We start from the raw sequence: 24,304 nt of genomic DNA, 5'->3' as shown, positions 1-24,304 counted from the left end.
TGACGAAAACACTCCTCCCCGCGCATTCGATTTTGACCTCGATGGCGGTTATTAGATACTTGATTTAAAAACCGTTTTTTGAATAAGCTGATGACCGGACGGAGACCAGCGAAGCCAAGATTCTACCCGCCATCCGGGAAGTTATCCACAGCTTTGGAAAATAATTGATCTTGACAAAGCACCTTCAAACAAGGTGTAATCACGCGTTTTTCTTCGCACATCAAGGGATAACAACATGAAACGCACGTATCAACCGTCGGTCGTGCGCCGCAAGCGCACCCATGGCTTCCTGGTCCGTATGCGCACCAAGGGTGGCCGTGCAGTCATTGCTGCTCGCCGCGCCAAGGGTCGCACGCGTCTGGCCGTATAAACCGGACGTTCGGCGAGGTGGAACAAACCTTCGCCCGACGCTATCGCCTGACAAAAACGGATGAGTTCTCATCCGTTTTTGGTTTCAGGAGGGCAATTCGAGGCAAGCTGCTGATGCTGCATTATCAGCCGCGCCCCGAAGGAAATACCGAAGCACGTCTGGGTCTTGTTGTCGCCAAAAAACTGCTCAAACGGGCAGTCGATCGCAACAAGGTCAAGCGCGTGGTTCGCGAGCAGTTTCGGCTGCGGCTGGCAGGCTTGCCGCCAGTCGATCTAGTGGTCAGACTGGCAGCAAAACCGGCGCTGCTCGACGGCAAGTTGCTGGCTGAGGATTTTCTGGCCCTGCTGAATAAACTGCAACGGCCTCGGCCGAAGCGGGAAGAATGATGAAGTACCTGTTGATTGCGCTGATTCGCGTCTATCAATACGCGATCAGCCCATTTCTCGGGCGAAGCTGCCGCCATGAGCCGAGTTGCTCGGTTTATATGGTGGAAGCTGTACAGAAATATGGCGCCTTCCGGGGTGGCTGGCTGGGCTTGAAAAGAGTCGGCCGTTGCCACCCATGGCATCCTGGTGGGTATGATCCTGTACCCTGATTCAAGAATTCTTTTGTAGGTTGTTCATGGATACTCGACGCCTGATACTGGTTATGATCTTCACTTTCTCGAGCTTCATGCTCTGGGAAAACTGGCAGAAATATAACCAGCCGAAGCCGACCGCCGACGCGGTAGCAACAACCCCAGCGGGCAGCGCTGCCCCAACGCCGTCTGCTTCGCTGCAGGCCAAGGCATCTCCCATCACCCCTGCAGTTTCAGCACCGGTTTCTTCGGCCGAGACTTTTACGGTGACCACCGATCTGCTGAAGGCAACCATTTCCACCCAAGGTGGCGATCTGGTCGGTCTCGAACTCCTGAAATACAAGGAACATGACAACAAGGACAAGACCTTTGTCCTGTTCGACCCGGCACACCAGTATCTGGCTCAGGCCGGCCTGATCGGCGAAGGTTTGCCAACGCATCGTTCGGTCTTCAAGCATGTCGAAGGCGCCACGACGCTGGCCGACGGTGCAAACGAATTGAAACTGCGGCTCGAATCGACGAGTCAGAACGGCATCAAGGTCGCCAAGATCCTGACCTTCAAGCGTGGCTCCTATCAGGTTGATATTGCCTGGGAGATTGCCAACGGCAGCGACAAGGCCATCGCCCCACACGCCTACTACCAGTTGCAGCGCGACGACGTGGCGCCGGCGGGTGAAACCAAGATGGTCTCGACCTTTACCGGTCCGGCTGTTTATACCGACGCGGAGAAGTATCAGAAGATCGATTTTGGCCATATCGCCGACAACAAGGCCAAGTTTGCCAAGACGGCTGACAACGGCTGGCTGGCCATGGTCCAGCATTACTTCGTGGCTGCCTGGGTACCGAAGGAAAAGACCCAGCGCGAGTTCTACATGCGCAAGGTTGAAGGCAGCAACGTTTTCCAGACTGGCGTCATTGTGCCGGTTGCCGAGATCGCACCAGGAGCCAAGGGCGAAACTTCGGTCAGTTTGTATGCCGGTCCGCAGGAACAGTCAGCCCTCAAGGAAGTGGCGACCGGACTGGATCTGGTGGTCGACTACGGCTGGTTGACGGTGGTTGCAGCGCCAATTTTCTGGGCGCTCGAAGCGATCCACAAGCTGGTTGGCAACTGGGGCTGGGCGATTGTCATTCTGACCATCATCATCAAGGCGATTTTCTTCCCGTTATCGGCCGCTTCCTACAAGTCGATGGCCAAGATGAAAGTTCTGACGCCACGCCTGACGCAGTTGAAAGAGCGTTTTGGTGATGACAAACAGCGCCTGAACCAGGAAATGATGAAGATGTACCAGACCGAAAAGGTCAATCCGCTCGGTGGCTGCCTGCCTATCCTGGTCCAGATTCCGGTCTTCATTTCTCTCTACTGGGTGCTGCTCGGTGCCGTCGAAATGCGCGATGCACCGTGGATCCTGTGGATCAAGGATTTGGCTTCGGCTGACCCGTACTACATCCTGCCGGTCATCATGATGGTCTCGATGTTCGTCCAGACCAAACTCAACCCGACGCCGCCAGACCCGATCCAAGCCAAGGTCATGATGGCCATGCCGTTGATTTTCGGCTTCATGTTCTTTTGGTTCCCGGCCGGTCTGGTCCTCTACTGGGTGGTCAACAACGTGCTCTCCATTGCCCAGCAGTGGCAGATAACGCGGGTTATCGACGCCGGCGGCAAGGCTGCCAATGACGCGAAAGCCTAAGGTGTGAAGTCAGACACCATCGCCGCCATCGCTACGGCCCCGGGTCGTGGTGGTGTCGGCGTCATCCGCATTTCGGGCAGCAATTTGCTGCCCTTTGCTTTTGCGCTGACCGGCAAGACCCCCAAACCGCGTTACGCAACGCTAACTGATTTCAAGGCGGCGGATGGTGCTACGGTCGACAGCGGAATATTGCTGTTTTTCCCGAACCCCCAATCGTTTACCGGCGAAGACGTTCTCGAGTTGCAGGGCCACGGTGGTCCGGTGGTCATGCAGATGCTGCTCGCCCGCTGTCTCGATCTCGGGGCAAGGCTGGCCGAACCCGGCGAATTCAGCCGTCGTGCCTTCCTGAATGGCAAGATGGACCTGGCCCAGGCCGAAGCCGTTGCCGACCTCATTGACGCAGCTACGAGCAGCGCAGCCCGTTCTGCGGTCCGCTCCCTGCAGGGCGAGTTCTCGCGGGCGATCGGCGAACTCAACGACGAACTGATCAACCTGCGCATGCTGGTCGAAGCCACGCTCGATTTCCCGGAAGAAGACATCGATTTTCTCAAGGCGGCCAATGCCTTTGGTCGCCTGGAAACCCTGCAACTGAAGCTGGCGCAGATTTTCGACCGCGCCGGCCAGGGCAAGCTCCTGCAATCCGGCCTGCATGTCGTGCTGGCCGGCAAGCCCAATGTCGGCAAGTCCTCGCTGCTCAACCGGCTGGCTGGCGACGATCTGGCCATCGTCACGCCGATTGCCGGCACTACCCGCGATGCGTTGCGGTCTACTATCCAGATCGAGGGTATTCCGCTACACATCATCGATACTGCCGGCCTTCGCGAGACCGAAGACGAGGTTGAAAAGATCGGCATTGCCCGCAGCTGGCAGGAAATAGAACGTGCCGATGCCGTCCTCTTGCTGGTTGACGCCAGAACTGGCGTCAGCGCTGCCGACAAGGAAATCCTTTCCCGCCTGCCGGAGCGCCTCAAACGGGTCACCATCTACAACAAGATCGACCTCTCCGGTGCCCAGCCCGAACGCCACATTGAGCCGGATACCACGGCAATTTCCTTATCTGCCCGTTCTGGTGAGGGAATAGAACTCTTGCGCCAAGAGTTGTTGCGTATTGCCGGGTGGCACCAGGCTGAAGACGTTTTCATCGCCCGTGAGCGCCACCTGCGTGCCTTGTCCGCTGCCCAGGAACATATCGCCGCGGCCCGAAATGTCGTCGAAGGTAGTTTTCCGGCACTCGAACTTTTTGCCGAAGAACTCCGTCTGACTCAACAATCCCTCAGTCAAATTACCGGCGAATTTACTGCCGACGACCTGTTGGGCGTGATTTTCAGTCGTTTTTGTATCGGAAAATAGTCCACATTCACTTCATGACTTTCAAATGAATACTCGTAACGTACTCAACCATTGGAAAATCATTCACGCCAAAGCGCCAGAAAATGGTCAGTACCTTGCGTGTATTGAAGGGGAAGTCGCGAGTTCGAACCCCCGCTTCCCGCAAGCGTCGATTATCCGGACTTCCTACCTGACAGCTTATGAGATCGAAGCAAACTCCTTCGTTGTCATTACGGCCCGTCGATCTGAATATGTCTTGGGTGCGCGCGATCCTCTGGAATTTCTTACTGAAGATTTTCTAAAAACTATCTTGCCAGAACGAAAACAGGCTCCGTCACCATCTACCTTTGATGCTGAAGGTAGTCAGATCATTGCCTTTAGAGAGCTTGATAGTCAAAACGATCCTTCTTCCGAGACAGATAAGCACTGAAGCAAGGCCATCGAAATAGCTGGAAAACTGCTTCTGCGAATTGTTTTCAGAAGAAATTTAAAGAGAAAATTAACCCGGCCTTGAGCCGGGTTTCGCATTTTTAGACCAAAGCAGCGTTCAGAAATCTGTATCGATAGCGTGTTTTGAGGCTGTAGATAAGCCTGTGCACAAGCTGTCCAGCAATTGTGGGCAAGTCGTCTATTTTCAAAAAACAAAAAACTATCCGGAATCCATCCACAGGCAAGCCAGTGGGTTACCAAGCCAATTTAAGTAGCTTCAAGTTTATGAAAATAAAACGAAATTTGTTTTTATCCACAGACTTGTTGCTAAGTTATTCTCAGTAGTAGGTTTACATATAGTTATTATTTAAAACCCTGTACACCGCACTAACTTGAAACTTGGACCTGTAACTTGGACTTCATCACACCGGAAATAGTGGTTTTGTTGTTTGCTGCCTTGATGGCTGGCGCTGTTGATGCGGTCGTTGGTGGCGGAGGACTGATTCAAATTCCCGCCCTGTTTGCCGTGCATCCAGGCGAATCGGCAGCGACACTTTTTGGCACCAACAAATTTGCCAGCGTTTTTGGAACGGCCAACGCCACCTGGCGCTATGCCCGGCAGGTTGTCATGCCGTGGCGGACCATCCTGCCGGCAGCCATTGCAGCGTTTGGCTTTTCCTACATCGGTGCGGCAGTTGTTGCCTGGCTGCCCAAGGATGTAGTTCGGCCGCTAATCTTGCTGTTGCTGATCATTGCTGCGGTCTACACGCTAAAACGCAAGAATTTCGGATTGATTCACAAACCCGCCCATGCCGGCCATAGCGAGCTGCTTTTTGCCATTTTGCTGGGTGGAATCATCGGTTTTTATGATGGTTTTTTCGGGCCGGGAACCGGTAGCTTTCTGATTTTCCTGTTTGTTCGCTTCTTTGGATTCGACTTTCTGCATGCCTCGGCCGGCGCGAAGGTAGTCAATGTGGCAACCAATCTCGCTGCCCTTGGCTATTTTCTGCCACACGGCCATGTTTTACCGTTGCTGGCTGCTTCGATGGCCGTGGCTAATGTCACGGGGTCGGTGATCGGTACGCGGCTGGCCTTGAAGCATGGCAGTGGCTTCATTCGCCAATTGTTTCTCATCACGGTCGCTGTCTTGATCGTGAAATTTTCATGGGATACGTTCAGGCTTTTGTAATACTTTTCCCGGAACTGAAGTGCGTCGGCATTTTCAAATAAAATTCAGCCACTTCGTTTGAGGAAAACCGATGCGTATCACGCTTGTTCACCCAGCTGGCTTCAATTTTGTCCCTGGCCAACCCGATTTTTCGGTGCTGGCCAACCGTATGCCGCCGATCGGCATCATGCAACTGGCCAGCTGGCTGGAAAAATTTGATCACAGCGTGCAATTGCACGATTGCCTCGGCCCCTATGCGCCACCGAGCATCGCGGAAAATGCCGAGATCGTGCTGGCGACCGATCCGGAAATGGTCGGTTTTTCGGCAACGACTTCGGGTTTCATGGATGCCTTGGAGATTGCCACTTATATCCGCGAGCGGCGGCCGGAAATAAAGATCGTTTTTGGCAATGTCCATGTCTCGTCGCTCGGCGCACCCATCCTCGAGCAATTTCCGGAAATTGATTACCTGGTCATGGGCGAAGGCGAAGGGGCCATGCTGGAACTGGCCGATGGCAAGCCCCTGTCATCAATCGGCAACCTGATCTGGCGCAACGAGGCCGGACGTATCGTTGCCAATCCGCGTCGCGACCGCATCACCAGCCTCGATGAACTGCCCTTCCCGGCCTACGAAAAGCTTGCTGGCTTCCCGCACGCCTATCACTTGCCGCTTTTTGCCTACGAAAAGCGCCACGGCGCGACGATGATTACCTCGCGCGGTTGTCCCTATACCTGCTCATTCTGCGACCGCACGGTTTTCGAGCGGGCCTACAAGACCAATTCGCCGCAGTACATTTACGATCACATGAAGTATTTGCGGGACAACTTCGGTGTCTGGCACATCAACATGTACGACGATCTGTTCACGGCCAAGAAACAGCGTGTCCTCGATCTGTGCGAACTGTTGATCGAAAACCCGCTCGGCATGCAATTCAACTGCGCGATTCGCGCCGGCCATACCTCGGATGAAATGCTGGCCAAGCTCAAGAAGGCCGGGGCGCTCATGGTGTCGATCGGCATCGAATCGGCCGATCCGGAAATGATGGAGCGCCACAAGGCCGGCGTTACGCTCGAAGCGGTACGCGAAACAGTGCATTCGATTCACGCCGCCGGTTTGCGCGCCAAGGGCCTGTTCATTTTCGGCATGCCCGGCGAGACGCCGGAAACCGTGCGGACGACGAGCGATTTCATCCTGTCGCTCGAACTCGATGAAATGAACATGACCAAGTTCAGTCCCTTGCACGGGGCGCCGATCTGGGACGAGTGCATCAACGATCCGACCGGCGATTTCGTCGAGGACTGGCGCCTCATGAATTGCCTGAATTTTGTGTATCTGCCGGAAGGTTTCAAGTCGCGTGAAGAGATGGACGCGCTGTATAACTGGCACGTCAAGCGCTTCTACGACAGCAAAGGCTATCGGCGCCGCTTTGCCAAGCGTTTGTGGCAGCATCGCTGGAGCCTCTGGCATGTGCTCAAGCACTTGCCGGAGACCATTGCCGCAGCGCGTTATTTCAGTTCCAACAAGGAGCAACTGGAAAAAGCGGCGCGCGAATTCAAGCTGCATCCACGTCAGCCACTTGGCCTCAAACCGCAGCTATCGACCGAGTTGCTGATCGACAACATCGTCTCGCTGTCGCCGGTCAAGCTGACCCGGCGGGAAGCCGCCAAGCAGATCATTCCGGTTGTCTATGAAGCTTCGGCATGCTGTACGCCGCCAGCCGTACAGGCAGCGGTATAATCGTCCCTCTTTCGTCATGGGCATCGGGGAGCACTGACATGAAGGAACATTTCATTTTTGGCTGCTTTTTCCGGTTGACCGTGGCAGCCTGCGTTGTCGTAACGCTGGGCGCCTGCAAGGGCAACGAAACAAAACCGGAAGACGGCAAGCCGACGGCCGAGGTGAAAAAGGAAACAGCGGTACGCAGCGGTTACGCCTGTTGCAATCTGCATTACTCAGGCGACTGGATCAGCGATTCGAATCTGGCCCAGTTGCCGTTCATACCGGCCGGAACGCCGATCAGGGTTTTGAAGATCGACGGCTATCGCGCCAATATTGATGTTGAAGGCAAGGCCTATCGGCTGGGCCACGATTATGGCCGGGCCGAGGAAACGACCGAGCAGTGGGTCAGCAAGATGGTTGTGCTGGACGACCCGAAAGTGAAGATGGCGAAATTCTCGCCGGCTGTGCGGGCGGCGATCGCCAAGGGCCAGCTCATGAAAGGCATGACCAGGGAACAGGTCATCATGGCGGTCGGCCATCCGCAAACCAACGAAAATCCGCGCCTGGACGGTCCCTATTGGCGCTACTGGTGGTCGAGTTTCGGCCCCTATTACGTGTATTGGGCCAAGGGAAGCGTCAGCAAGATCGACGGCCATTCCGAAACAGTGGGCTACATGACCTACAAAGGCAAATAACTCATCGCCGCCGCAGAGAACAAAATAAGGGTTTCAATGATGGAACAAGTGCAGGGAGTGGAGCGTCGGCAGTGCGATGTGCTGGTCATCGGTGGTGGGCCGGCCGGCTCGACCGTGGGGCCGATGCTGGCGGAAATGGGCTACAAGGTGGTGATGCTCGAAAAGGCGCACCACCCGCGTTTTCATATCGGCGAATCATTGCTGCCGGCCAATCTGCCGCTCTTCGAGCGGATGGGCATCGCCGAGGAAGTCAAGGCAATCGGCATGGTCAAACCCGGCGCCGAGTTCGTTTCACCGAACCATGAAATGTCATCAGTATTTGTCTTTGCCGATGCCTGGGACAAGTCGATGCCCACCGCCTACCAGGTCAAGCGCGACGAGTTCGATACCATCCTGATCCGCAACGCCGAGAAAAAAGGTGTCGAAGTTCATGAAGGCTGCAAAGCCAAGGCTGTCGAATTCCTGCCGGACAATACCGCCAACGTCCGCGCCATGCATGACGATGGCCGGGAAACCGAATGGCAGGCCCGCTTTGTCGTCGATGCCTCGGGCCGCGATACCTTCCTAGCCAACCGTTTCCAGATCAAACACCGTAACCCGAAGCACAACAGCTCGGCGATCTATGGCCACTTCACCGGGGCCAAGCGCCATGAAGGGCAGGCCGAAGGCAACATCACCATTTTCTGGTTCGAGCACGGCTGGTTCTGGTTCATACCGATGCAGAACGACATCACCAGCATCGGTATGGTGACCTGGCCGTACTACATGAAGACCAAGGGCGAACGCAGTCTCGAGCAATTCCTGCGCGACGGTTTTGCCCAATGCCCGAAGCTGATGGAGCGCCTGCAAGACGCCAAGCTGATCAACGAAGTCGAGGCGACGGGTAACTTCTCCTATGTTTCCGAGCGCAATCACGGCAACAACTACGTCATGCTCGGCGACGCCTACGCCTTCATCGACCCGGTGTTCTCGTCCGGCGTGCTGCTCGCCATGAACAGCGGCGTCATCGCTGCCGAAGCCATCGATACCTGCCTGAAAAATCCGGCCAAGGCACCGGCGGCGCTCAAAAAATTCGACGCGCTCATGAAGCACGGGCCGAAGGAATTCTCGTGGTTCATCTACCGCGTGACCAACCCGATCATGCGCGACTTTTTCATGGGACCGAGCAACGTTTTCCGGGCCAAGGAGGCCGTACTCTCCATGCTGGCCGGCGATATTTTCGGCAAGACGCCGATCTGGCGTTCGATCATGATGTTCAAACTGATCTATTACATCGCCAACATCACCCAACCGAAACGCGCCTTCATGGGCTGGAAACGTCGCCGCTTCAACATCCGCAAGGTCGACGACGCGGTCGTTTACAACGCATAGTGGCTCTTCAGTTCGTTTCCTCGCCATCTGCTGTTTCACGTGAAACCGGCAGCGAACTCGGTGGCGCCCTGGTCGGCGAGCCGCCCAGCGGTGCTGTGCCGGTCTGGCCTGTACAGCGGGTTTTTGCCCCCTTGCTCGGGGCAACTTCAGCGGCCATCCATGAAACCTGGCTGAGCGATCAGCCGGTCGTTGCCGGCTGCTGTGAGGGCATTGTCTGGCGGCGCACGAATGGTCTGCTTTATGGTGTCATGGAACTCGACGAAGCCGATTTCGCGGCCTCGGCCAAGGGTTCGCCCCTGCAGGCGGCGAGCGAGGAGGCCTATCGGCGCATCTTCCGACTGCTCGACGCAGAGCAAGTGCCGCATTTGTGGCGGGTCTGGAACTATCTGTCGGCGATCAATCTGGAAACCGATGGTCTGGAGCGCTATCGCCAATTCAACATCGGCCGCCAGGATGCCTTCCTCGACTGCCACCGTGACGCTACCGGCAACGTGCCGGCGGCTTGTGCCATCGGCCTGGCCGGCAGCCCGCTGAGCATCGCCTTCATGGCCGGTGCCTTGCCGGCGGTAGCACTCGAGAACCCGCGTCAGGTCAGTGCCTACAACTATCCGGCAGATTACGGTCCGCGCAGCCCGACTTTCTCGCGCGGCACGCTGGTTTACCCTCCAGCGCAGGAAATCCTGTTCATCTCTGGCACGGCGAGCATCGTTGGTCATGAGACCGTGGCGCCGGGCGATGTGGCTGGGCAATGCCGCGAATCGATGGCCAATATTGCTGCTGTGGTCGCTGAGGCCAATCGCTTGTGCCGCACTGGGCCGTACGCGCTGACCGATCTTTCCTACCGCGTCTATGTCCGTCAGGCCGCCGATTTCCGGGTTATCCGCGAAACGCTGGCGCCGCTGGTCGGCATGGCCGAAATTGTCTACATGCAGGCCGATATTTGCCGGCATGATCTGTTGCTGGAAATCGAGGCAATGGCCTCACACTCGCTGGAGGAAGCCTGATGGCCATGTCGAAAAAATTGCGCAAGGGCGCGCTGGCAGTGCTCGGACTAGCTGCCGTGGCCAGCGGTGTACAGGCCGCCGGCGACCAGCCGCTGTGGGAAATCGGAGCCGGTCTGGCTGCCTTCAGTTTTCCGTCCTATCGCGGCTCGGATCAGACGCACAATTTCCTCATGCCGGTGCCGCATTTCACTTACCACGGCGATTTCCTGAAGGCTGACCGCCAGGGTATCCGCGGCAGCTTTTTCGATTCCGACCGGCTCGACCTGACGGTCAGCCTGGCTCTCGCGCCACCGGTGAGCAGCGACGACATCACGGCGCGTGCCGGCATGCCGGATCTTGAGGGAACCTTCGAGATCGGGCCGCAAATGGACGTCACCTTCTGGCGCTCCGAAAACCGTGCCCGCTTCGTCAAATTGCTGCTGCCGCTGCGCGCAGCGGTGACGGTCGAGGGATCGCCGAAGACCATCGGCTGGGTTTTCCATCCCAAGCTCAACATGGACATCACCGACATCCCGGGCATGGGCGGCTGGAATCTCGGCATGCTGGCCGGCCCGCTGTTCGGCGACAAGCGCCAGCACGCCTACTACTACACCGTCGCCCCGCAGTACGCGACGGCCGATCGCCCGGCCTACGAGGCCAAGGCTGGCTACGCCGGCATGCAGTACCTTGTCGCGCTGTCCAAGCGTTTTTCGAAATACTGGGTCGGCGGCTTCGTCCGTTACGACAATCTGAGCGGGGCGACTTTCGAGGACAGCCCGCTGGTTCGCCAGAAGGATTACTTCGCCGCCGGCGTCGCCTTCACCTGGGTTTTCGGAGAGTCGTCGACCCGCGTCAAGGTCGATGACTGATCGTTCGCGCGCAGGCAATCCCCTGTGGATGGCCTACGAGTACCTGGCCATGGTCATCGGTCTCGGCGCGCTGGCCGTGCTTTGCCTGATCTGGCTGCCCTGTGCGCTGGTCCTCGATTTCCTGCTGCCCCGGCGTCTCGGTCAAACTTTTGGCCGTGCCGCGATTTCATGGGGTTTCCGGCTTTATCTGCGCGTTCTGACCGTTTTCTGCGCCTGCCGTTTCGACCTGGCCGAGATCGACCGCCTGCGTGACCAGGGGCCGCTCATCGTTGCCGCCAACCATCCTTCCCTGCTCGACGCAGTGATGATCGTCTCCCGGTTACCGAACGCCGTCTGCGTCATGAAGGCGGCGCTCATGGACAACCTGCTGTTCGGCGCTGCCGCCCGACTGGCCCGCTACATTCGCAACGATGCGGCGCTCGACATGATCCTCGGGGGGCGCGACGAGTTGGAGCAAGGCGCCCATCTGGTCATTTTTCCCGAAGGTTCGCGCACGCTAGATTTTCCCTTCGACGCCAGCTCGCCGAGCGTCGGGCTGATTGCCAACCGCAGCAAGGTCGACGTTCAGACCTTGCTCATCGAGTTTTCCACCCCGTATCTCGGCAAGGCCTGGCCGCTTTTCCGTCGCCCCGAACTGCCACTTACCTGCCGAGTCCGCCTCGGCCGGCGCTTTCCGCCACCGACCAACATTCAGGCATTTACGGCCGAACTCGACGCCTACTTTCATTTCGAATTTGGCCAAAATTTCCGGTCGACCGTAGCATTTGCTGCCTGAACTCCTGCCCGAACCCTTTTCACCATGCCCGCCGCTTCAAAAACCCATCTCGTCCTGATTCCCAGCTACAACCCCGGCCCCAAGGTGCTCGACACCGTGCGTGCTGCCCGGGCGCAATGGACGCCGGTATGGGTCGTGGTCGATGGCAGCACCGACGGCAGTGCCGAAAAACTGCAGGCACTGGCCGCTGACGATGAGGGCCTGAAAATAATCGTTCTGCCGGAAAATCGTGGCAAAGGCTCGGCCGTGCTCGAAGGCATCACGCTGGCCGCCGCGGCCGGCTTCACCCACGCCCTGACCATGGATTCCGATGGCCAGCACCCAGCCGACCTGATCCCTGCCTTCATGGCCGCCTCGCAGGCCGAACCGGACAAAATGGTGCTCGGCAAGCCGGTCTTCGCCGCCGATGCACCGGCCCTGCGTGTCAATGGTCGCAAGGTCTCGAATGGCTGGGCCAATCTAGAAACGCTATGGATGGGCATTGGTGATTCGCTCTATGGTTTCCGCGTTTATCCCGTTATGCCGCTGATCAGGATCATGCGCGCCAACCGCTTCATGCGGCGTTTCGATTTTGATCCGGAAGCCGTCGTCCGCCTGTGCTGGGAGGGCGTGAAGCCGGTCAATATCGACGCCCCGGTGCGTTATTTCCGGGCCGACGAAGGCGGCGTTTCCCACTTCAAATATCTGCGCGACAATACCCTGCTGACCTGGATGCACACCCGGCTCTTCATCGGCTTCGTGCTGCGCCTACCCCTACTCATACTGCGCCGACTGACATGAACACGACCGAAATCTTCCTGATCGCCATGGCGATCATCTTCACCGTTCCCTACCTGATCTGGCGGCTCGGCAACACCGATTATTACGCGCCGCTCGTCGTCGTTCAGATCATCACCGGCATCCTGCTCGGGCCGGGAATCCTCGGCAAGGCCTACCCCGAGTACTACCAGTTCGTCTTCAACCCGACCGTCATCCAGTCGCTGAATGGCATTGCCTGGTGGGCGGTCATGCTTTTCGTGATGATCGCCGGTATCGAACTCGATCTCAGGAAAGCCTGGGCCCATCGCCGGGAGAGCGGCATCACGGCCGGTTTGGCGCTCGGCACGCCGCTGCTCTTCGGCTGCGCCGCCGCGGCGCTGATGCTGACCGTCGACGGCTGGATGGGGCCGAAGGCGCTGACCTGGCAATTCGTCGTCGGCGTCGGCATGGCCTGCGCAGTCACCGCGCTACCCATCCTGATCCTGCTCATGGAAAAGCTCGAAGTGCTGCGCCAGCCGATCGGCCAGCGCATCCTGCGCTACGCCAGCCTCGACGACATCGCCATCTGGGGCGTGCTGGCGCTCATTCTCATGGACTGGGAGCGCATCGGCCGTCAGGGCACGTTCCTCGTCGCCTTTATCGTCGCTGCCTGGCTTTTCCACAAACTGATGGTCCGGCTGGCCGAGCGCGACCGCTGGTATGTCGCGCTGATCTGGCTGGCCGTGGTTTCCTTCGGCGCCGACTGGGCCGGGCTGCATTTCATGGTCGGTGCCTTTCTGGCCGGGGCGAGCATGGAAGCCGAGTGGTTCGATCAGGAAAAAATGGACTTGCTGCGCCACCACGTGCTGCTCGTCGTCATGCCGGTCTTCTTCCTGTCCACCGGCCTGCGCACCAACTGGAATGTCGGCGGCACCGCCGTGTTCATTGCCGCTGCGGTGCTGCTGGTCGCCTCGGTCAGCGGCAAGCTGATTGGTGTCCGGATTGCCGGTCGCGTTCTCAACTGGGCGCCGGGCGAGGCCAGCATCATCGGCTGGCTGCTGCAGACCAAGGCGCTGATCATGATCATTTTCGCCAACATCCTGCTCGACAAGCAGATCATCACGAGCGAAACCTTTACCGCCCTGCTGCTGATGGCCGTGGTCAGCACCATGCTGACGGTGCCGGTGGTTGCCCCGAAGCTGGCGCGAATCAAAGAGCTGATCCTGCGTTCTGCCTGAGGAGACAAGCATGAGCTACGTGGCCAAATACCAGGAAGCAGCGCCGGATCGGGCCGAAATCGACGCCCTGCCCGGCTCGCTGCTCATCGAATTCGGCGTCGACTGGTGCCCGCATTGTCAGGGCGCCCAACCCTTTATCGAAACGGCCCTTGGTGCCCAGCCCGGCCTGCGCCACATCAAGGTCGAGGACGGCCCGGGCCGTCGGCTCGGGCGAACTTTTCGCGTCAAATTATGGCCAACACTGATCTTAATGCGTGACGGCCAGGAAATCGGCCGCGTCGTCCGGCCCACCAGCACTCAGGAAATCAGCGAACTGCTCGCCGCCTGATTGGTTCAGGCCGGCTGGCGGCTTCGCTGCCAGGCATCCAGTTCGGTGCGCTCGATGAAGGTTTCCAGCCGGTTGATATTGCCCGGCAGCTGCCGTCCTTCCCATTGTTCGGTTGCCCAGCGCTTCACATTGGCGCGCAGCTCGCCATGTTCGATGGCGTGGGCCAGTGCGACTTCAATCTCATGCTGGGCATCCGGTCCGGCGGCCAGTGTTTGCGCCGCGTCGTGCAGGCTCAGGCAGCTGTTATTTGGGGGATTCATGGACACCTCCTACAAGGTTTGGGCAGCCTCATTCTAGCCTTGGACAGTAGAGTTACGTGCGCTTCGTCACCTTTTTCGTGGTCCGGTGGCCGGTCTTGATGCGTTCGATCGCCTCAAGCTGGAAGCGCAGCTTGGTGATGGCGTCGCGCTCGGCGGGCACCAGTTCGTCCAGCTTGACGTGCTTGATCAGGACGCCCAGCGCATCGCCGATGCAGCCGAGCTGCTTGCCGTAGCTGCCCACTTCATCGAGCACTTCCTGCTCGACTTCCGGGTTGCAACTGTGTCCGAGGTTGATGTTGACCAGCCCGAGCTGGCTGGTCGCCGAGCCGAAGGTCCATGACCACGGATTGATCGCCTGCGTGACGTCCCCGGACAGTGGCATCTGGAACGATTGCCAGGCGGATAAAGGGTTCTGGAAAAAGTCGAGTGGCGCCGTTGTCAGTGGCTCCGGCGATGTTTTGGCGGTAACGCGGGGATAGAAGTCTGGCATGGCGGGTTCTCCTTTTCGACGGGTCGAATCCGATCATCCGGCATCGGGCCGGAGCATGCAAGGTGAATTATTTGCCGTGCCCGAAGGCTGGCTTCAGATCATGCCGCCATTGATCGAGATGACCTGCCCGGAAATATAGGCTGCCCGGTCGGAGGCAAGAAAGGCGACGAGATCGGCCACTTCTTCCGGCTTGCCGGCACGCTTCATCGGCACCAGATTCTTGATCGCTTCGGGGTCGAAAGTACCTTCGATCATGTCGGTGGCGATGATGCCCGGCGCCACGGCGTTGACCGTAATGCCACGGCTGGCCAGTTCCAGCGCCAGCGACTTGCTGGCGGCGTGCAATGCCCCCTTGGCGGCCGAGTAATTGACCTGGCCGCGGTTGCCGGTGATGCCGGCAATCGATGAAATATTGACGATACGACCCCAACGTGTGCGGATCATCGGCATGGTCAGCGGCTGGGTGACGTTGAAAAAGCCGTTGAGCGAGACGTCGACCACCGAATGCCATTGTTCAGCGCTCATGCCGGGGAAAACCGCATCGGCGTGAATGCCGGCGTTGTTGACGAGAATTTGGATCGGCCCCGGTTCGAGCAGCTTTTCCAACGCTGCCGCTGTCGCGGCGCGCTCGGTGACGTCGAAGGCGACGGCCTCGGCGCTACCGCCAGCGGCGATGATCTCGGCGACCACGGCTTCCGCTTTCTCCTTGCTACGGTTGGCATGGACGATGACGTGATGGCCGTCAGCCGCGAGGCGCCTGCAGATTGCTGCGCCGATGCCGCCGCTGCCGCCGGTAACGAGAGCACGTTTCATGACATTTCCTTTTTGGCCATTATTTCCGGTTGACCGTGGGATTCTCAGCCCAGCGCCGCCGCGTCGAGCACCACCGCGGCGCGGCCTTCGAGCAGGCAGCGGCCGGCGTGGCTCAGCGAGAACTGGTAGAGGATGTTGTTGCTGTCGCCCGACAGGCGCTCGGCACACACATCGAGTTCGCCCGGCAGGTCGTCGAGCCGGGCGACATGCAGGCTGACGCTGCGCACGCTGGTCAGGTAGCCCTGGCGCGGTGCGGCGTCGTCACCGGCAATCAGCGCCCCATGGATGGCCATGGCCTGCGCGGCGTATTCGATGCCGTTGGCAGCCCCAAGGCGGCCATCGGCCCGGAGCGGATTTGCCGGATCGGCATGGCTGCTGGCGCGGCAGGTGATTGCCGAGTCGGACCATTCCTTCACCGCGTCGAGCAGGCACATGCTGCCCTGATGCGGGATGTGGGCGGCGATCCAGGCGCGGTCCAGCGGAGTGGCCATGCGCAGAATCAAATCCCCTCCCCTTGCCGGCAAGGGGAGGAATGGGGGTGGGTCAGCAACATTCGATATCGATCGATAACTGCATTGGCGGCAGGTAGTCGAGACAGATTTTTCCGCTCTTGCCACGGGCCAGTTTTTGCAGCAACGGCAGCGCGCGCAGGGCCGGGATGGCGGTGCGCAGGGCTTCCAGCGCTGCGTCGGCTAGTGGCTCAGCGGCAGCGCTGGTCGGGGTCACCGTGATTGATGCAAGCGAGCGCTCACTGCGCTCGGGTGTCAGCAGCAGTGAGACCCCGGCAACGTCCGGCACCGGCCGCTTGGCGAACAGCGGTTCGGGATATTCACTGTCGTAGGCGATCAAAAGTGTAGGCTGGCGGTCGAGAACGACCTGCCCCAGCGCATCGATCAGGCCGGCCCCGAAGCTCGCGTCGTAGGCGCAGATGACCTGGCACGGCGCCATCGCACCGGTGGCGATGCCCCAGTAACCGGCCGCGGCGTTATGCACCGAATTGTGGAAACGGGTCGGCGAAATCTGGCGGTCGTCGGTAGCCAGTTGCTCGCACAGGGCGTGGCAGTTGTGGCCGTCGGCGCCCGAGGCGGAAAAGACGGTGGCCAGCGTCGCGACATCGGCGCCGGCGTGGGTGGCAGCTTCGAGACCGACGGCCAGCGTCAGCTTGACGACGCGGCTGGCCCTACGCCGTTCGGCCGGCGGCAGGATGCTCGGGGCCGGCAGCACGGAAGGTGCTGCGGTCAACGGCGTTTCGCCGCGCAAAACGGCGCGGGCGGTCGGCCAGTCCGGCAGGCCGGGGGCAAGGAATCCGATGCCTTCGATCCAGGCAGTCAGCGGGCGGCTCATTTGGCGACTCCCAGAATCAGGCTGCAATTGCTGCCACCGAAACCGAAGGAGTTGGTCAGGGCGCGGCTGACCTTGCCCTCGCGGCTTTTTAGCAGGTAGTCGATGGGAATGGCCGGATCGACGTGTTCGGTGCCTGGACTGCCGGGCAGGAAGCCGTCAGTCAGCGTCAGGGCGCAGATGATCGCTTCTACCGCCCCGGCAGCGCCCAGCGTGTGGCCGGTGGCGCCCTTGGTCGAGCTGCAGGGAACAGTGTTGCCGAACAGCGCGCTGACGGCCTTGCCTTCGGCGGCGTCATTGGCCGGCGTCGAGGTGCCGTGCAGGTTGATGTAGTCGATATCGCCTGCCGTCAGCCCGGCCGAACGCAGTGCGGCTTGCATGGCCATTTTGGCGCCGAGGCCTTCCGGGTGCGGCGAGGACATGTGATAGGCGTCGCTTGATTCGCCGGTGCCGAGCAGCAGGACCGAGCCAGGCGCCGGGTTTTCTGCCCTCTCGAGAAGTGCGAAAGCGGCACCCTCGCCGACCGAAATGCCGTTGCGCGCCGCGTCATACGGGCGGCAGGGTTGGGCGGAAGTCAGTTGCAGCGAGGCGAAGCCGTAGAGCGTGGTCAGGCACAGCGTATCGACGCCGCCGACGATGGCTGCGTCGATGCTGCCAAGTTCGAGCTGGCGGGCGGCCGCGGCGAAGACCTTGGCGCTCGACGAACAGGCCGTCGAAATGGCCATGGCCATGCCTTCGAGCCCGAAATAGTCGCGCGTGAATTCGGCCAGCGAGAAGGAGTTGTGCGTTGTCCGGTAGTGGAAATCGTCCGGCAAGGCGCCGGTTTCCGGGTCGCGCCGGCGGTAGGCGAGTTCGGTCTGCAAAATGCCGGCCGTGCTGGTGCCGAGGAAGACGCCGACCCGCGACTTGCCGTAGCGGGCGATGGCTTCGCGGACGCGTTCGGCAAAACCGTCCGTTTCCAGGCCCATCTGTGTCAGCCGGTTGTTGCGGCAATCGTAATCGGTCAGCGATTCCGGCAGTCTTTCGGCGTCCACCGCAGCCACCTCGCCCATCCAGGTGTTGAGTTGCACCGTCTCGAAAGCGCACGGCACCAGCCCGCTCCGCCCGGCGCGCAAAGCCTCGCGTGTGGCCTCAAGGCCGCGGCCGAGGCAGGTAGTGGCGGTGTAGGCGGAAAGCAGCAGCGGGGTCACGGTGGCGCTCGAGATGGATTGGTGCGGATTTTAGCAGAGGGGACCGCGGCCGACGGAGGCGAATCGCATGCGGTGGAGTGCCATGCCTGTAGTTAAACTGCATGCATTGCCTTTTGCCGGTATGCAACGCCGGAAATTGAATTTCATATGCCAGGCATTTCCGTTGTTGGGTGAGGTTTTCGGAGAGGAGAGAAAAATGGGAAAGTCTTTCAAGCTTGTGCTGGCCGTCGCGTTCTGGCTCTTGGCGATGCCGGCGCGTGCCGATGACGGGGCACGGGTCGTCGACATTCCGACACGACCGGGCGTGACGCAGCGCTTGCTGGTGTTGGCCCCACCGGTGCCGAAGGCGGCGGTCATCCTCTTTGCCGGTGGGCACGGCGGTTTGCAGATTGCACCGGATGGCTCATTCGGCTGGGGCAAGGGGAATTTCCTGATACGCAGCCGGCAGTTGTTTGTCGATCAGGGCTTGCTGACGGTGGTCATCGATGCGCCGTCGGATCGGCAGTTGCCGCCTTACCTCGCCGGTTTCCGCCAGGGGCCGGAGCATGCGGCGGATGTCCGCGCGGTGATTGCCTGGGTGCGCCAGCAGTCGGGCTTACCGGTGTGGCTGGTCGGGACCAGCCGGGGGACGCAGTCGATTGCGGCAGTGGCGACACGCCTGAGTCGGGCCGACGGGCCGGACGGTCTGGTGCTGACTTCGACCATCCTGACCGACCCGAAGGCGCCGGCGGTGCCGGCCATGGCGCTGAAGAAACTGAGTATTCCAGTACTCGTCGCGCATCACGAGCTGGATGGCTGCAGCCATTGTGCCTACAGCGAAATTCCGAATCTGATGCAGAAGCTCAGTGCCTTGCCGCGCAAGCAGTTGTTGTCGTTCAGTGCTGGCGTGAGCCAGGGCGATCCGTGCGAGGCGATGGCCTATCACGGCTTCAACGGCCTCGAGTCCGAGGTGGTCGGGCAGATCGCCGGCTGGGTCTTGGGTCGCTAATCCAGGATTTCATTTTTGGCCGTTTTTTCGGGTTGACCGTGGCAAGCCTTGCATAGGCTGATGCAGGTCAACTTCCGCGTAGATATTCCCGGCGGACTGCCTTTTGTCGCTCATTCCCCTGTGGCATAGTGACCTGAAATTGCTGCGTTGCAGCATATAAGGATTTGCTTAAGGGGAACACCATGTTCGATTTCTGGATTCAGTTTGCACTGGTTCTGACGGCTATCCTGATCGGTATCCGCCGCGGCGGCGTGGCCCTTGGCCTGATTGGCGGGCTGGGCGTGGCGGTGTTGAGTTTCGGTTTCCGCGTTGCACCATCCGAGCCGCCGATTACCGTCATGCTGATCATCCTCGCGGTGGTCACCGCTTCGGCGACCTTGCAGGTGGCTGGCGGTCTCGACTGGCTGGTCCAGCAGGCCGAACGCGTGATGCGCAAGCATCCGCAGCAGATCACGATCCTGGCGCCGCTGTCCACCTTCCTGCTCACCGTCTGCGTTGGCACCGGCCACGCCGTCTATTCGCTGCTGCCGGTGATTGCCGACGTGGCGCTCAAGACCAAAATCCGCCCGGAACGGCCGATGGCCATTTCCAGCGTCGCCTCGCAGATGGGCATCACGGCCAGTCCGGTGGCGGCCGCCGTGACGACTTTCCTGGCGATGACGGCGAAGACCGATGCCCCGGTGACGCTGGCCCAGATCCTCATGGTCACGCTCCCGGCCGGCCTGATCGGCGTGCTCGCCGCGGCCTTCTGGAGCATGAAGCGCGGCCTCGATCTCGACAAGGATCCCGAATTCCAGGAACGGATGAAGGACCCGGCCTTTCGCGCCACGGTCGAAATGTCGGTGACAACGCTCGACAAGACCTTGCCCAAGTCGGCCCGCCTGTCGGTCGTGCTGTTCTTCACCGGCATCCTGACCATCGTCGCCCTCGCCCTCTACCCGGCCGTGCTGCCGCTGGTCAAGGGCAAGCCGATTCCGATGACGACGGTGGTGCAGCTGGTCATGCTCGCTTTCGGCGCCTTCATTCTGTTTGCCGCCGACGTCAAGGCCGCGGCCATCGCCAAGTCGGAAGTGTTCACGGCTGGCATGATCGCCGTCGTCTCGATCTTCGGGATCGCCTGGATGAGCGACACCTTCGTCAAGGCCAACGAGGTCTTCCTGGTGGACAACATCAAGGCCATGGTCGAGTACGCGCCCTGGACCTTCGCTCTGGCCATGTTCGCCGTCTCGGCCTTCGTCAAGAGTCAGGCGGCGACGCTTACCATCATGCTGCCCTTCGGCCTCGCCCTCGGTTTGAGTCCGCAACTCCTGCTCGGCCTCATGCCCTCCTGCTATGCCTACTTCTTCTTCGCTTTCTACCCGAGCGATCTGGCGGCGATCAACATGGACCGCAGCGGCACGACGCGCATCGGCAAATACCTGCTCAACCATAGCTTCATGATTCCCGGTTGGATCGGCGTCATCACCTCGACAATCGTCGCCTACGGCCTGGCCCAGGTTTATTTCTGATTTCGATTTTGGCCAAAATTTCCGGTTGACCGTAGCAGTCGGCTAGCGCCCATTGCTGCGCGCCAGACAGGTCCGGTAACGCCCTTCCACCCGCTTGGCGAACCATTCTGTCGTCAGCTTGCGGCTGATTTTCGGGCTTTTCAGGTCGATTTGCGGCAGGGCTTGCCGGCGCATCGGCTTGGCGCCTTTTTCGGCCAGTTCGAAGACGCGGTTGAAGAGCGGGCTGCGGCCGAAGGTGGCGGTTTTTTCGAGGAGCAGGTCGCGGCGGATTTGCGGCCGGCTCATGTCGAGCTGCCTGGCGATGCCGATGGCGGCTTCCTCGACGCTGCTCGGTACGCTTGCCGGCTGGCCGTTTTCATAGCGCATCAGGTCGCCGTCCGGGGCCAGCGGTTTGCCCGTGAGCTTGCCGAGCGCCAGCTGGAAAGCGGCGTTACGGCTGCTGTAGCGGCCTGAATTGAAGTCGGCGAAACGGTAAGTGATGGTGTCGTAGGGCACTTCGTAATCGAGCAGGATGGCGCTGCCGAAATAGACGCCGCCGCGCCGCGTGAACACCTCGTCGCGCACCTTTTTTTCCATCGGGTACGGGTAGTTGCGCTCCCTGACCTGCTGCGTGGCGAAATCGATGCTGACCTGCATCGGTCCGCCGGTGCGCACGGGGTTGTAGTCGGCGAACAACTGGCGGCCGAAGGGCAGCTCGCCGGTCATGTCCTCGAACAGCGTATTGACCTGCTTCTCGGTTTTCAGCGCGTCGATGCGCTCGTTGTAGCTCTTGCCGTCCGGCGACTTCTTGCTCAGCGCGGCATTGACGAGCAGCGACGGCACGCCGTAGCGGCCGGCCCGGTTGTCGAGTTCGCGGCGGACGATGTTGGGCAGGCCGGGCACGCCGGGGTCGGCCTGGAAGCTCGATTCCTGCTCGATGATGGCGATGGCGGCGCAATAGGTTTGCGTCGCGTGCGGCACTTCCAGCGCCTTGAAGGCCGTGTGCAGGTCGTCGGCCCAGCCCTGGCGATCTTTGGCGTAAGCGGGAATCAGGCGAACGATGCGCTTTTTGACGTCGGCCTCGGCCAGCGAGGTCGGCCAGGCGGTTGCCGTCCTGCCATCGGCCCGGCGCGCCATGTCGGGCGGCAGCGCGCCGCCCTCCTCCTCGCCTTCCTCGAACAGCGAGCAGCCGGCCAGCGTGGCTAGCAGCACGGCGGTGAGGATGGCCAGGCGGTTGCAACGCATGGCGTTAGGCGGGCAGATTGGCCGGAACGCGGCAGACCAGCATGACGTTGGCGAAGGGCTTGATGTCGTTCATCGGGTCGGTTTCGACCGTGAAGCCTAAGCTTTCGAGCAATGCGATCCACTCGGCCAGCGGCCGGCAATAGAGGCGCGGCAGGCGGTGGCCGCGCGCGAAGGTGACGGCGTGATCGACCCAGTTGCACAGGTGGTAAGGCAGGCCGGCCGAGGCGTCGCCGACGCGGGTGAGGAACAGGCCGCCCGGCGGCAGCGCGGCACGGATGCGCTTGATGACGTCTTTCTGGTGGGCGTGGTCGAAATAATGCAGGGCGTCGAGGATGGTGATGACCTCGGCGTGGCCGAAATCGGCCTTGGTCATGTCGCCCTGCTCGATGCGCAGGACTGGGTGATCAGCGCCGAAAGCCTTGGCGGCGCGGTCGACGTCCTTCTGCATGAGTTCGATGCCGCGCAGGCTCTGCGCCTTGGGCGCGGCCGGCCAGCCCTTCGGCCAATTGCCGGCGTCGTACAGTTTGCGGGCGGCGAGCAGCCAGGAAAACAGGCTGCCCTGGCCGCAGCCGAGGTCGAGGTAACGGCCTTCAGCCGGGAACAAGCCGCGCTTGAGAATCTCGCGGAAGATGCTGTCGGAGGACAGCTTGCCGCGCGCGTAGTGATAGGCGAAATGGCCGCCGCCGATGAAGGGGCGGCTGGCTTCGTCGAGCAGGGTTCTCAGGAAACGCTTGGTCATGATGTGAAGTCGGGCAGCGTGACGGGGTTGAGTGAATGCTGGCGCAGCGCGGTGATCAGGCGTGGCAGCACGGCGAGGATGACCGGCTGGCCATCTGCCGTGCGGGCGGCGTGGCCGTCGTGCAGGAGCAGGATGTCGCCGGGGCCGAGGTCGCGGCTCAGGCGCCGGAAAACGGTTTCCGGGTCGCTGCAGCGCGTGTCGTAGGGGCGGCGGGTCCAGCTCGCCAGCTTGAGGCCAAGGTTGTGCAGCACGGCGTCGAGAAAGGGATTGCGCAGGCCGGCCGTGGCGCGAAAGTAGCGTGGTGCCTGGCCGGTGATCTCGGCGAAGGTGGCCTGGGCGGCGGCGATATCGGCCTTCATGCGGCCGGGGCCGAAGAAGGCGAAGGCCTTCGAATGGCTGTCGCCGTGGTTCTCGACGCGATGGCCGCGGGCGACGATTTCGCGGCACAACGCCGGGTTTTCGCGGGCGCGCCAGCCGATGCAGAAGAAGGTGGCCTTGGCGTTGGCGGCGTCGAGCAGGTCGAGGACGCGCGGCGTGACTTCCGGGTCCGGACCGTCGTCGATGGTGATGGCGACTTCGCGGCGGGCGACGGCGTCATCCGGCAGGTGGTTGAGGTTGGGGCCGAGCAGCGTCGTGCGCGGCAGCAGGCCGGCGGTCGTGATGATGGCGTGGTTGATGACCAGCGCACCCACCGCCCACGGCCAGATGGCTGGTGCCAGTACACAGCCGGCGGCTGCTGCGGCGTGCACGGCGAGCGTGGCTTTGATGGCGAGGGTCGGCTTCCAGGGCGTCGGCATGTCAGGCGGCGAAGTGGCCAAGGTTCAGGAAATGTTCCCACAAATCGCGCCAGACCGGCCAGTCGTGGTCGCCAGGCAAGGCGCAGCGGGCGGCGGCCGGGAAGCATTCGGCGATGGCCTGCATGCCCTCGGCGAAGCGATCTTCCGTTCCGTAGCCGACGAAGACAGAGAAGCCGGCCGGCGGCGCCTTGAGCCAGCGGTAGGCGCGGAACTCCGGGTCGCTCAGGTCGACGGGTGTCGGTTGCCAGACATCGAGGCCGCCGGCGCGCTTGATGGCGTTGGTGGTCAGCCGGCTGCCGGGGTACGGCGCGATCAGGCACAGGCCGTCGACAACGCCCGGATGATCGGCGTTGAGGCAGAGCGCGAGCAGGCCGCCGAGCGAGATGCCGCCGAGCCAGACTTGCCGATACTGGGCGCGGGCCGGGACGAGGATCTGTTCGATGACGGCGGGCAGCGCCTCGCCGCTCGACACGGCGTCAAGGCCGAGGTCGACGGCGACGATGTCGAGCTTGAGGTGGCGCACCGCGGCATCGGCGAAAAAGCCGTTGTCCGCAAAGTGCTCGGGCGTCATGTAGGCGCCGGGCAGCAACACCAGCAGGCTGTCGCCGCCGCCGTCATGGCGCAGGGTGCGGAGCGCGCTAGTCATGCGGCGGTTTCACGTGAAACGTGAGAT

Annotated in this window: 28 protein-coding genes; 18 read left to right on the top strand and 10 right to left on the bottom strand. The window is 60.8% G+C overall.

What is annotated here, in order from left to right; translation table 11 throughout:
* Positions 1-235: 235 nt before the first annotated feature.
* The 16 genes from rpmH (at position 236) to KI613_RS21125 (ending at position 14,281) form a co-directional block, all read left to right on the top strand.
* Positions 236-370, top strand: a complete 135-nt coding sequence (gene rpmH, locus KI613_RS21200; protein WP_011289924.1) for a 50S ribosomal protein L34 — start codon at positions 236-238, stop codon at positions 368-370.
* Between the two features lie 17 nt (positions 371-387).
* Positions 388-756: a ribonuclease P protein component gene (gene rnpA, locus KI613_RS21195; protein ID WP_226403187.1), complete on the top strand. Its 369-nt coding sequence runs from the start codon at positions 388-390 to the stop codon at positions 754-756.
* Positions 756-965 carry a membrane protein insertion efficiency factor YidD gene (gene yidD / locus KI613_RS21190; protein ID WP_226405801.1) on the top strand — a complete coding sequence of 70 codons (210 nt, stop codon included), beginning with the start codon at positions 756-758 and terminating at the stop codon, positions 963-965. Before rnpA ends, yidD begins: the two co-directional genes overlap by 1 nt.
* A gap of 26 nt (positions 966-991) precedes the next feature.
* Positions 992-2,638, top strand: coding sequence for a membrane protein insertase YidC (gene yidC / locus KI613_RS21185; protein ID WP_226403186.1), 1,647 nt, complete (start codon positions 992-994; stop codon positions 2,636-2,638).
* Positions 2,639-2,641: 3 nt separating this feature from the next.
* Entirely contained in the window at positions 2,642-3,988 is a 1,347-nt protein-coding gene (mnmE, locus tag KI613_RS21180; RefSeq protein WP_226403185.1) for a tRNA uridine-5-carboxymethylaminomethyl(34) synthesis GTPase MnmE, read from the top strand.
* A gap of 25 nt (positions 3,989-4,013) precedes the next feature.
* Positions 4,014-4,397 carry a hypothetical protein gene (locus KI613_RS21175; RefSeq protein WP_226403184.1) on the top strand — a complete coding sequence of 128 codons (384 nt, stop codon included), beginning with the start codon at positions 4,014-4,016 and terminating at the stop codon, positions 4,395-4,397.
* A gap of 411 nt (positions 4,398-4,808) precedes the next feature.
* Positions 4,809-5,585, top strand: a complete 777-nt coding sequence (locus KI613_RS21170; RefSeq protein WP_264181447.1) for a sulfite exporter TauE/SafE family protein — start codon at positions 4,809-4,811, stop codon at positions 5,583-5,585.
* A 70-nt stretch (positions 5,586-5,655) separates the two neighbouring features.
* Positions 5,656-7,302, top strand: a complete 1,647-nt coding sequence (locus tag KI613_RS21165; protein WP_226403183.1) for a B12-binding domain-containing radical SAM protein — start codon at positions 5,656-5,658, stop codon at positions 7,300-7,302.
* 38 nt (positions 7,303-7,340) lie between these two features.
* Positions 7,341-7,979, top strand: a complete 639-nt coding sequence (locus KI613_RS21160) for a hypothetical protein (protein ID WP_226403182.1) — start codon at positions 7,341-7,343, stop codon at positions 7,977-7,979.
* Positions 7,980-8,015: 36 nt separating this feature from the next.
* The gene (locus tag KI613_RS21155; RefSeq protein ID WP_226403181.1) at positions 8,016-9,350 is read left to right on the top strand and encodes an NAD(P)/FAD-dependent oxidoreductase; all 1,335 of its coding nucleotides are present in this window, start codon (positions 8,016-8,018) and stop codon (positions 9,348-9,350) included.
* Entirely contained in the window at positions 9,350-10,354 is a 1,005-nt protein-coding gene (locus tag KI613_RS21150) for a chorismate transformation enzyme, FkbO/Hyg5 family (RefSeq protein ID WP_226403180.1), read from the top strand. Before KI613_RS21155 ends, KI613_RS21150 begins: the two co-directional genes overlap by 1 nt.
* The gene (locus KI613_RS21145) at positions 10,354-11,202 is read left to right on the top strand and encodes a MipA/OmpV family protein (RefSeq protein ID WP_226403179.1); all 849 of its coding nucleotides are present in this window, start codon (positions 10,354-10,356) and stop codon (positions 11,200-11,202) included. The genes KI613_RS21150 and KI613_RS21145 overlap by 1 nt, the downstream gene beginning before the upstream one ends.
* Positions 11,195-11,977 carry a lysophospholipid acyltransferase family protein gene (locus tag KI613_RS21140; protein WP_226403178.1) on the top strand — a complete coding sequence of 261 codons (783 nt, stop codon included), beginning with the start codon at positions 11,195-11,197 and terminating at the stop codon, positions 11,975-11,977. The genes KI613_RS21145 and KI613_RS21140 overlap by 8 nt, the downstream gene beginning before the upstream one ends.
* Before the next feature lie 24 nt (positions 11,978-12,001).
* Positions 12,002-12,757 (top strand): glycosyltransferase family 2 protein, encoded by a 756-nt coding sequence (locus tag KI613_RS21135; protein ID WP_226403177.1) that lies wholly within the window; start codon positions 12,002-12,004, stop codon positions 12,755-12,757.
* A complete protein-coding gene (locus KI613_RS21130) occupies positions 12,754-13,953 on the top strand; it encodes a cation:proton antiporter (RefSeq protein ID WP_226403176.1) in 1,200 nt (399 codons plus the stop codon). Before KI613_RS21135 ends, KI613_RS21130 begins: the two co-directional genes overlap by 4 nt.
* Before the next feature lie 10 nt (positions 13,954-13,963).
* Positions 13,964-14,281: a thioredoxin family protein gene (locus KI613_RS21125; protein WP_226403175.1), complete on the top strand. Its 318-nt coding sequence runs from the start codon at positions 13,964-13,966 to the stop codon at positions 14,279-14,281.
* A 5-nt stretch (positions 14,282-14,286) separates the two neighbouring features.
* On the opposite strand, the gene KI613_RS21120 is transcribed toward KI613_RS21125, so the two are convergent.
* The 6 genes from KI613_RS21120 to KI613_RS21095 all read right to left on the bottom strand — a co-directional run bounded on the left by KI613_RS21120 (position 14,287) and on the right by KI613_RS21095 (position 18,375).
* The gene (locus KI613_RS21120) at positions 14,287-14,541 is read right to left on the bottom strand and encodes a hypothetical protein (RefSeq protein WP_226403174.1); all 255 of its coding nucleotides are present in this window, start codon (positions 14,539-14,541) and stop codon (positions 14,287-14,289) included.
* Between the two features lie 52 nt (positions 14,542-14,593).
* Positions 14,594-15,031 (bottom strand): hypothetical protein, encoded by a 438-nt coding sequence (locus KI613_RS21115; RefSeq protein ID WP_226403173.1) that lies wholly within the window; start codon positions 15,029-15,031, stop codon positions 14,594-14,596.
* 93 nt (positions 15,032-15,124) lie between these two features.
* Positions 15,125-15,844, bottom strand: a complete 720-nt coding sequence (fabG, locus tag KI613_RS21110; protein WP_226403172.1) for a 3-oxoacyl-ACP reductase FabG — start codon at positions 15,842-15,844, stop codon at positions 15,125-15,127.
* 44 nt (positions 15,845-15,888) lie between these two features.
* Positions 15,889-16,335: a hotdog family protein gene (locus KI613_RS21105; RefSeq protein ID WP_226403171.1), complete on the bottom strand. Its 447-nt coding sequence runs from the start codon at positions 16,333-16,335 to the stop codon at positions 15,889-15,891.
* Between the two features lie 52 nt (positions 16,336-16,387).
* Positions 16,388-17,188 (bottom strand): beta-ketoacyl synthase chain length factor, encoded by an 801-nt coding sequence (locus KI613_RS21100; RefSeq protein WP_226403170.1) that lies wholly within the window; start codon positions 17,186-17,188, stop codon positions 16,388-16,390.
* A complete protein-coding gene (locus KI613_RS21095; RefSeq protein WP_226403169.1) occupies positions 17,185-18,375 on the bottom strand; it encodes a beta-ketoacyl-[acyl-carrier-protein] synthase family protein in 1,191 nt (396 codons plus the stop codon). The genes KI613_RS21100 and KI613_RS21095 overlap by 4 nt, the downstream gene beginning before the upstream one ends.
* Positions 18,376-18,571: 196 nt before the next feature.
* On the opposite strand from KI613_RS21095, the gene KI613_RS21090 reads away from it, so the two are divergent.
* Complete coding sequence (locus KI613_RS21090; protein ID WP_226403168.1) at positions 18,572-19,363, top strand: alpha/beta hydrolase; 792 nt, start codon at positions 18,572-18,574, stop codon at positions 19,361-19,363.
* A gap of 182 nt (positions 19,364-19,545) precedes the next feature.
* Entirely contained in the window at positions 19,546-20,871 is a 1,326-nt protein-coding gene (locus KI613_RS21085; RefSeq protein ID WP_226403167.1) for an anaerobic C4-dicarboxylate transporter, read from the top strand.
* A gap of 42 nt (positions 20,872-20,913) precedes the next feature.
* On the opposite strand, the gene KI613_RS21080 is transcribed toward KI613_RS21085, so the two are convergent.
* Genes KI613_RS21080 through KI613_RS21065 form a run of 4 tightly spaced genes read right to left on the bottom strand, consistent with a single transcriptional unit; the run spans position 20,914 to position 24,277 of the window.
* Positions 20,914-22,095, bottom strand: a complete 1,182-nt coding sequence (locus tag KI613_RS21080; RefSeq protein WP_226403166.1) for a DUF1615 domain-containing protein — start codon at positions 22,093-22,095, stop codon at positions 20,914-20,916.
* A gap of 4 nt (positions 22,096-22,099) precedes the next feature.
* Positions 22,100-22,834 carry a class I SAM-dependent methyltransferase gene (locus KI613_RS21075; RefSeq protein WP_226403165.1) on the bottom strand — a complete coding sequence of 245 codons (735 nt, stop codon included), beginning with the start codon at positions 22,832-22,834 and terminating at the stop codon, positions 22,100-22,102.
* Positions 22,831-23,631 (bottom strand): polysaccharide deacetylase family protein, encoded by an 801-nt coding sequence (locus tag KI613_RS21070; RefSeq protein ID WP_226403164.1) that lies wholly within the window; start codon positions 23,629-23,631, stop codon positions 22,831-22,833. The genes KI613_RS21075 and KI613_RS21070 overlap by 4 nt, the downstream gene beginning before the upstream one ends.
* Before the next feature lies 1 nt (position 23,632).
* Positions 23,633-24,277, bottom strand: coding sequence for an alpha/beta fold hydrolase (locus KI613_RS21065; RefSeq protein WP_226403163.1), 645 nt, complete (start codon positions 24,275-24,277; stop codon positions 23,633-23,635).
* Positions 24,278-24,304: the final 27 nt, after the last annotated feature.

The sequence above is a fragment of the Ferribacterium limneticum genome (assembly GCF_020510585.1).
Lineage (GTDB): Bacteria > Pseudomonadota > Gammaproteobacteria > Burkholderiales > Rhodocyclaceae > Azonexus.
The sequence above is the reverse complement of the archived record's forward strand: the minus strand, read 5'-3'. Positions and strand labels throughout refer to the sequence as shown.

What these genes read in the sequence shown, in the direction of transcription:
- rpmH (WP_011289924.1), top strand. Translation starts at nt 236, where the DNA reads ATGAAACGCACGTATCAACCGTCGGTCGTGCGCCGCAAGCGCACCCAT.
- yidD (WP_226405801.1), top strand. Translation starts at nt 756, where the DNA reads ATGAAGTACCTGTTGATTGCGCTGATTCGCGTCTATCAATACGCGATC.
- yidC (WP_226403186.1), top strand. Translation starts at nt 992, where the DNA reads ATGGATACTCGACGCCTGATACTGGTTATGATCTTCACTTTCTCGAGC.
- KI613_RS21175 (WP_226403184.1), top strand. Translation starts at nt 4,014, where the DNA reads ATGAATACTCGTAACGTACTCAACCATTGGAAAATCATTCACGCCAAA.
- KI613_RS21165 (WP_226403183.1), top strand. Translation starts at nt 5,656, where the DNA reads ATGCGTATCACGCTTGTTCACCCAGCTGGCTTCAATTTTGTCCCTGGC.
- KI613_RS21160 (WP_226403182.1), top strand. Translation starts at nt 7,341, where the DNA reads ATGAAGGAACATTTCATTTTTGGCTGCTTTTTCCGGTTGACCGTGGCA.
- KI613_RS21155 (WP_226403181.1), top strand. Translation starts at nt 8,016, where the DNA reads ATGATGGAACAAGTGCAGGGAGTGGAGCGTCGGCAGTGCGATGTGCTG.
- KI613_RS21145 (WP_226403179.1), top strand. Translation starts at nt 10,354, where the DNA reads ATGGCCATGTCGAAAAAATTGCGCAAGGGCGCGCTGGCAGTGCTCGGA.
- KI613_RS21140 (WP_226403178.1), top strand. Translation starts at nt 11,195, where the DNA reads ATGACTGATCGTTCGCGCGCAGGCAATCCCCTGTGGATGGCCTACGAG.
- KI613_RS21135 (WP_226403177.1), top strand. Translation starts at nt 12,002, where the DNA reads ATGCCCGCCGCTTCAAAAACCCATCTCGTCCTGATTCCCAGCTACAAC.
- KI613_RS21130 (WP_226403176.1), top strand. Translation starts at nt 12,754, where the DNA reads ATGAACACGACCGAAATCTTCCTGATCGCCATGGCGATCATCTTCACC.
- KI613_RS21125 (WP_226403175.1), top strand. Translation starts at nt 13,964, where the DNA reads ATGAGCTACGTGGCCAAATACCAGGAAGCAGCGCCGGATCGGGCCGAA.
- KI613_RS21120 (WP_226403174.1), bottom strand. Translation starts at nt 14,541, where the DNA reads ATGAATCCCCCAAATAACAGCTGCCTGAGCCTGCACGACGCGGCGCAA.
- KI613_RS21115 (WP_226403173.1), bottom strand. Translation starts at nt 15,031, where the DNA reads ATGCCAGACTTCTATCCCCGCGTTACCGCCAAAACATCGCCGGAGCCA.
- fabG (WP_226403172.1), bottom strand. Translation starts at nt 15,844, where the DNA reads ATGAAACGTGCTCTCGTTACCGGCGGCAGCGGCGGCATCGGCGCAGCA.
- KI613_RS21105 (WP_226403171.1), bottom strand. Translation starts at nt 16,335, where the DNA reads ATGGCCACTCCGCTGGACCGCGCCTGGATCGCCGCCCACATCCCGCAT.
- KI613_RS21100 (WP_226403170.1), bottom strand. Translation starts at nt 17,188, where the DNA reads ATGAGCCGCCCGCTGACTGCCTGGATCGAAGGCATCGGATTCCTTGCC.
- KI613_RS21090 (WP_226403168.1), top strand. Translation starts at nt 18,572, where the DNA reads ATGGGAAAGTCTTTCAAGCTTGTGCTGGCCGTCGCGTTCTGGCTCTTG.
- KI613_RS21085 (WP_226403167.1), top strand. Translation starts at nt 19,546, where the DNA reads ATGTTCGATTTCTGGATTCAGTTTGCACTGGTTCTGACGGCTATCCTG.
- KI613_RS21080 (WP_226403166.1), bottom strand. Translation starts at nt 22,095, where the DNA reads ATGCGTTGCAACCGCCTGGCCATCCTCACCGCCGTGCTGCTAGCCACG.
- KI613_RS21075 (WP_226403165.1), bottom strand. Translation starts at nt 22,834, where the DNA reads ATGACCAAGCGTTTCCTGAGAACCCTGCTCGACGAAGCCAGCCGCCCC.
- KI613_RS21070 (WP_226403164.1), bottom strand. Translation starts at nt 23,631, where the DNA reads ATGCCGACGCCCTGGAAGCCGACCCTCGCCATCAAAGCCACGCTCGCC.
- KI613_RS21065 (WP_226403163.1), bottom strand. Translation starts at nt 24,277, where the DNA reads ATGACTAGCGCGCTCCGCACCCTGCGCCATGACGGCGGCGGCGACAGC.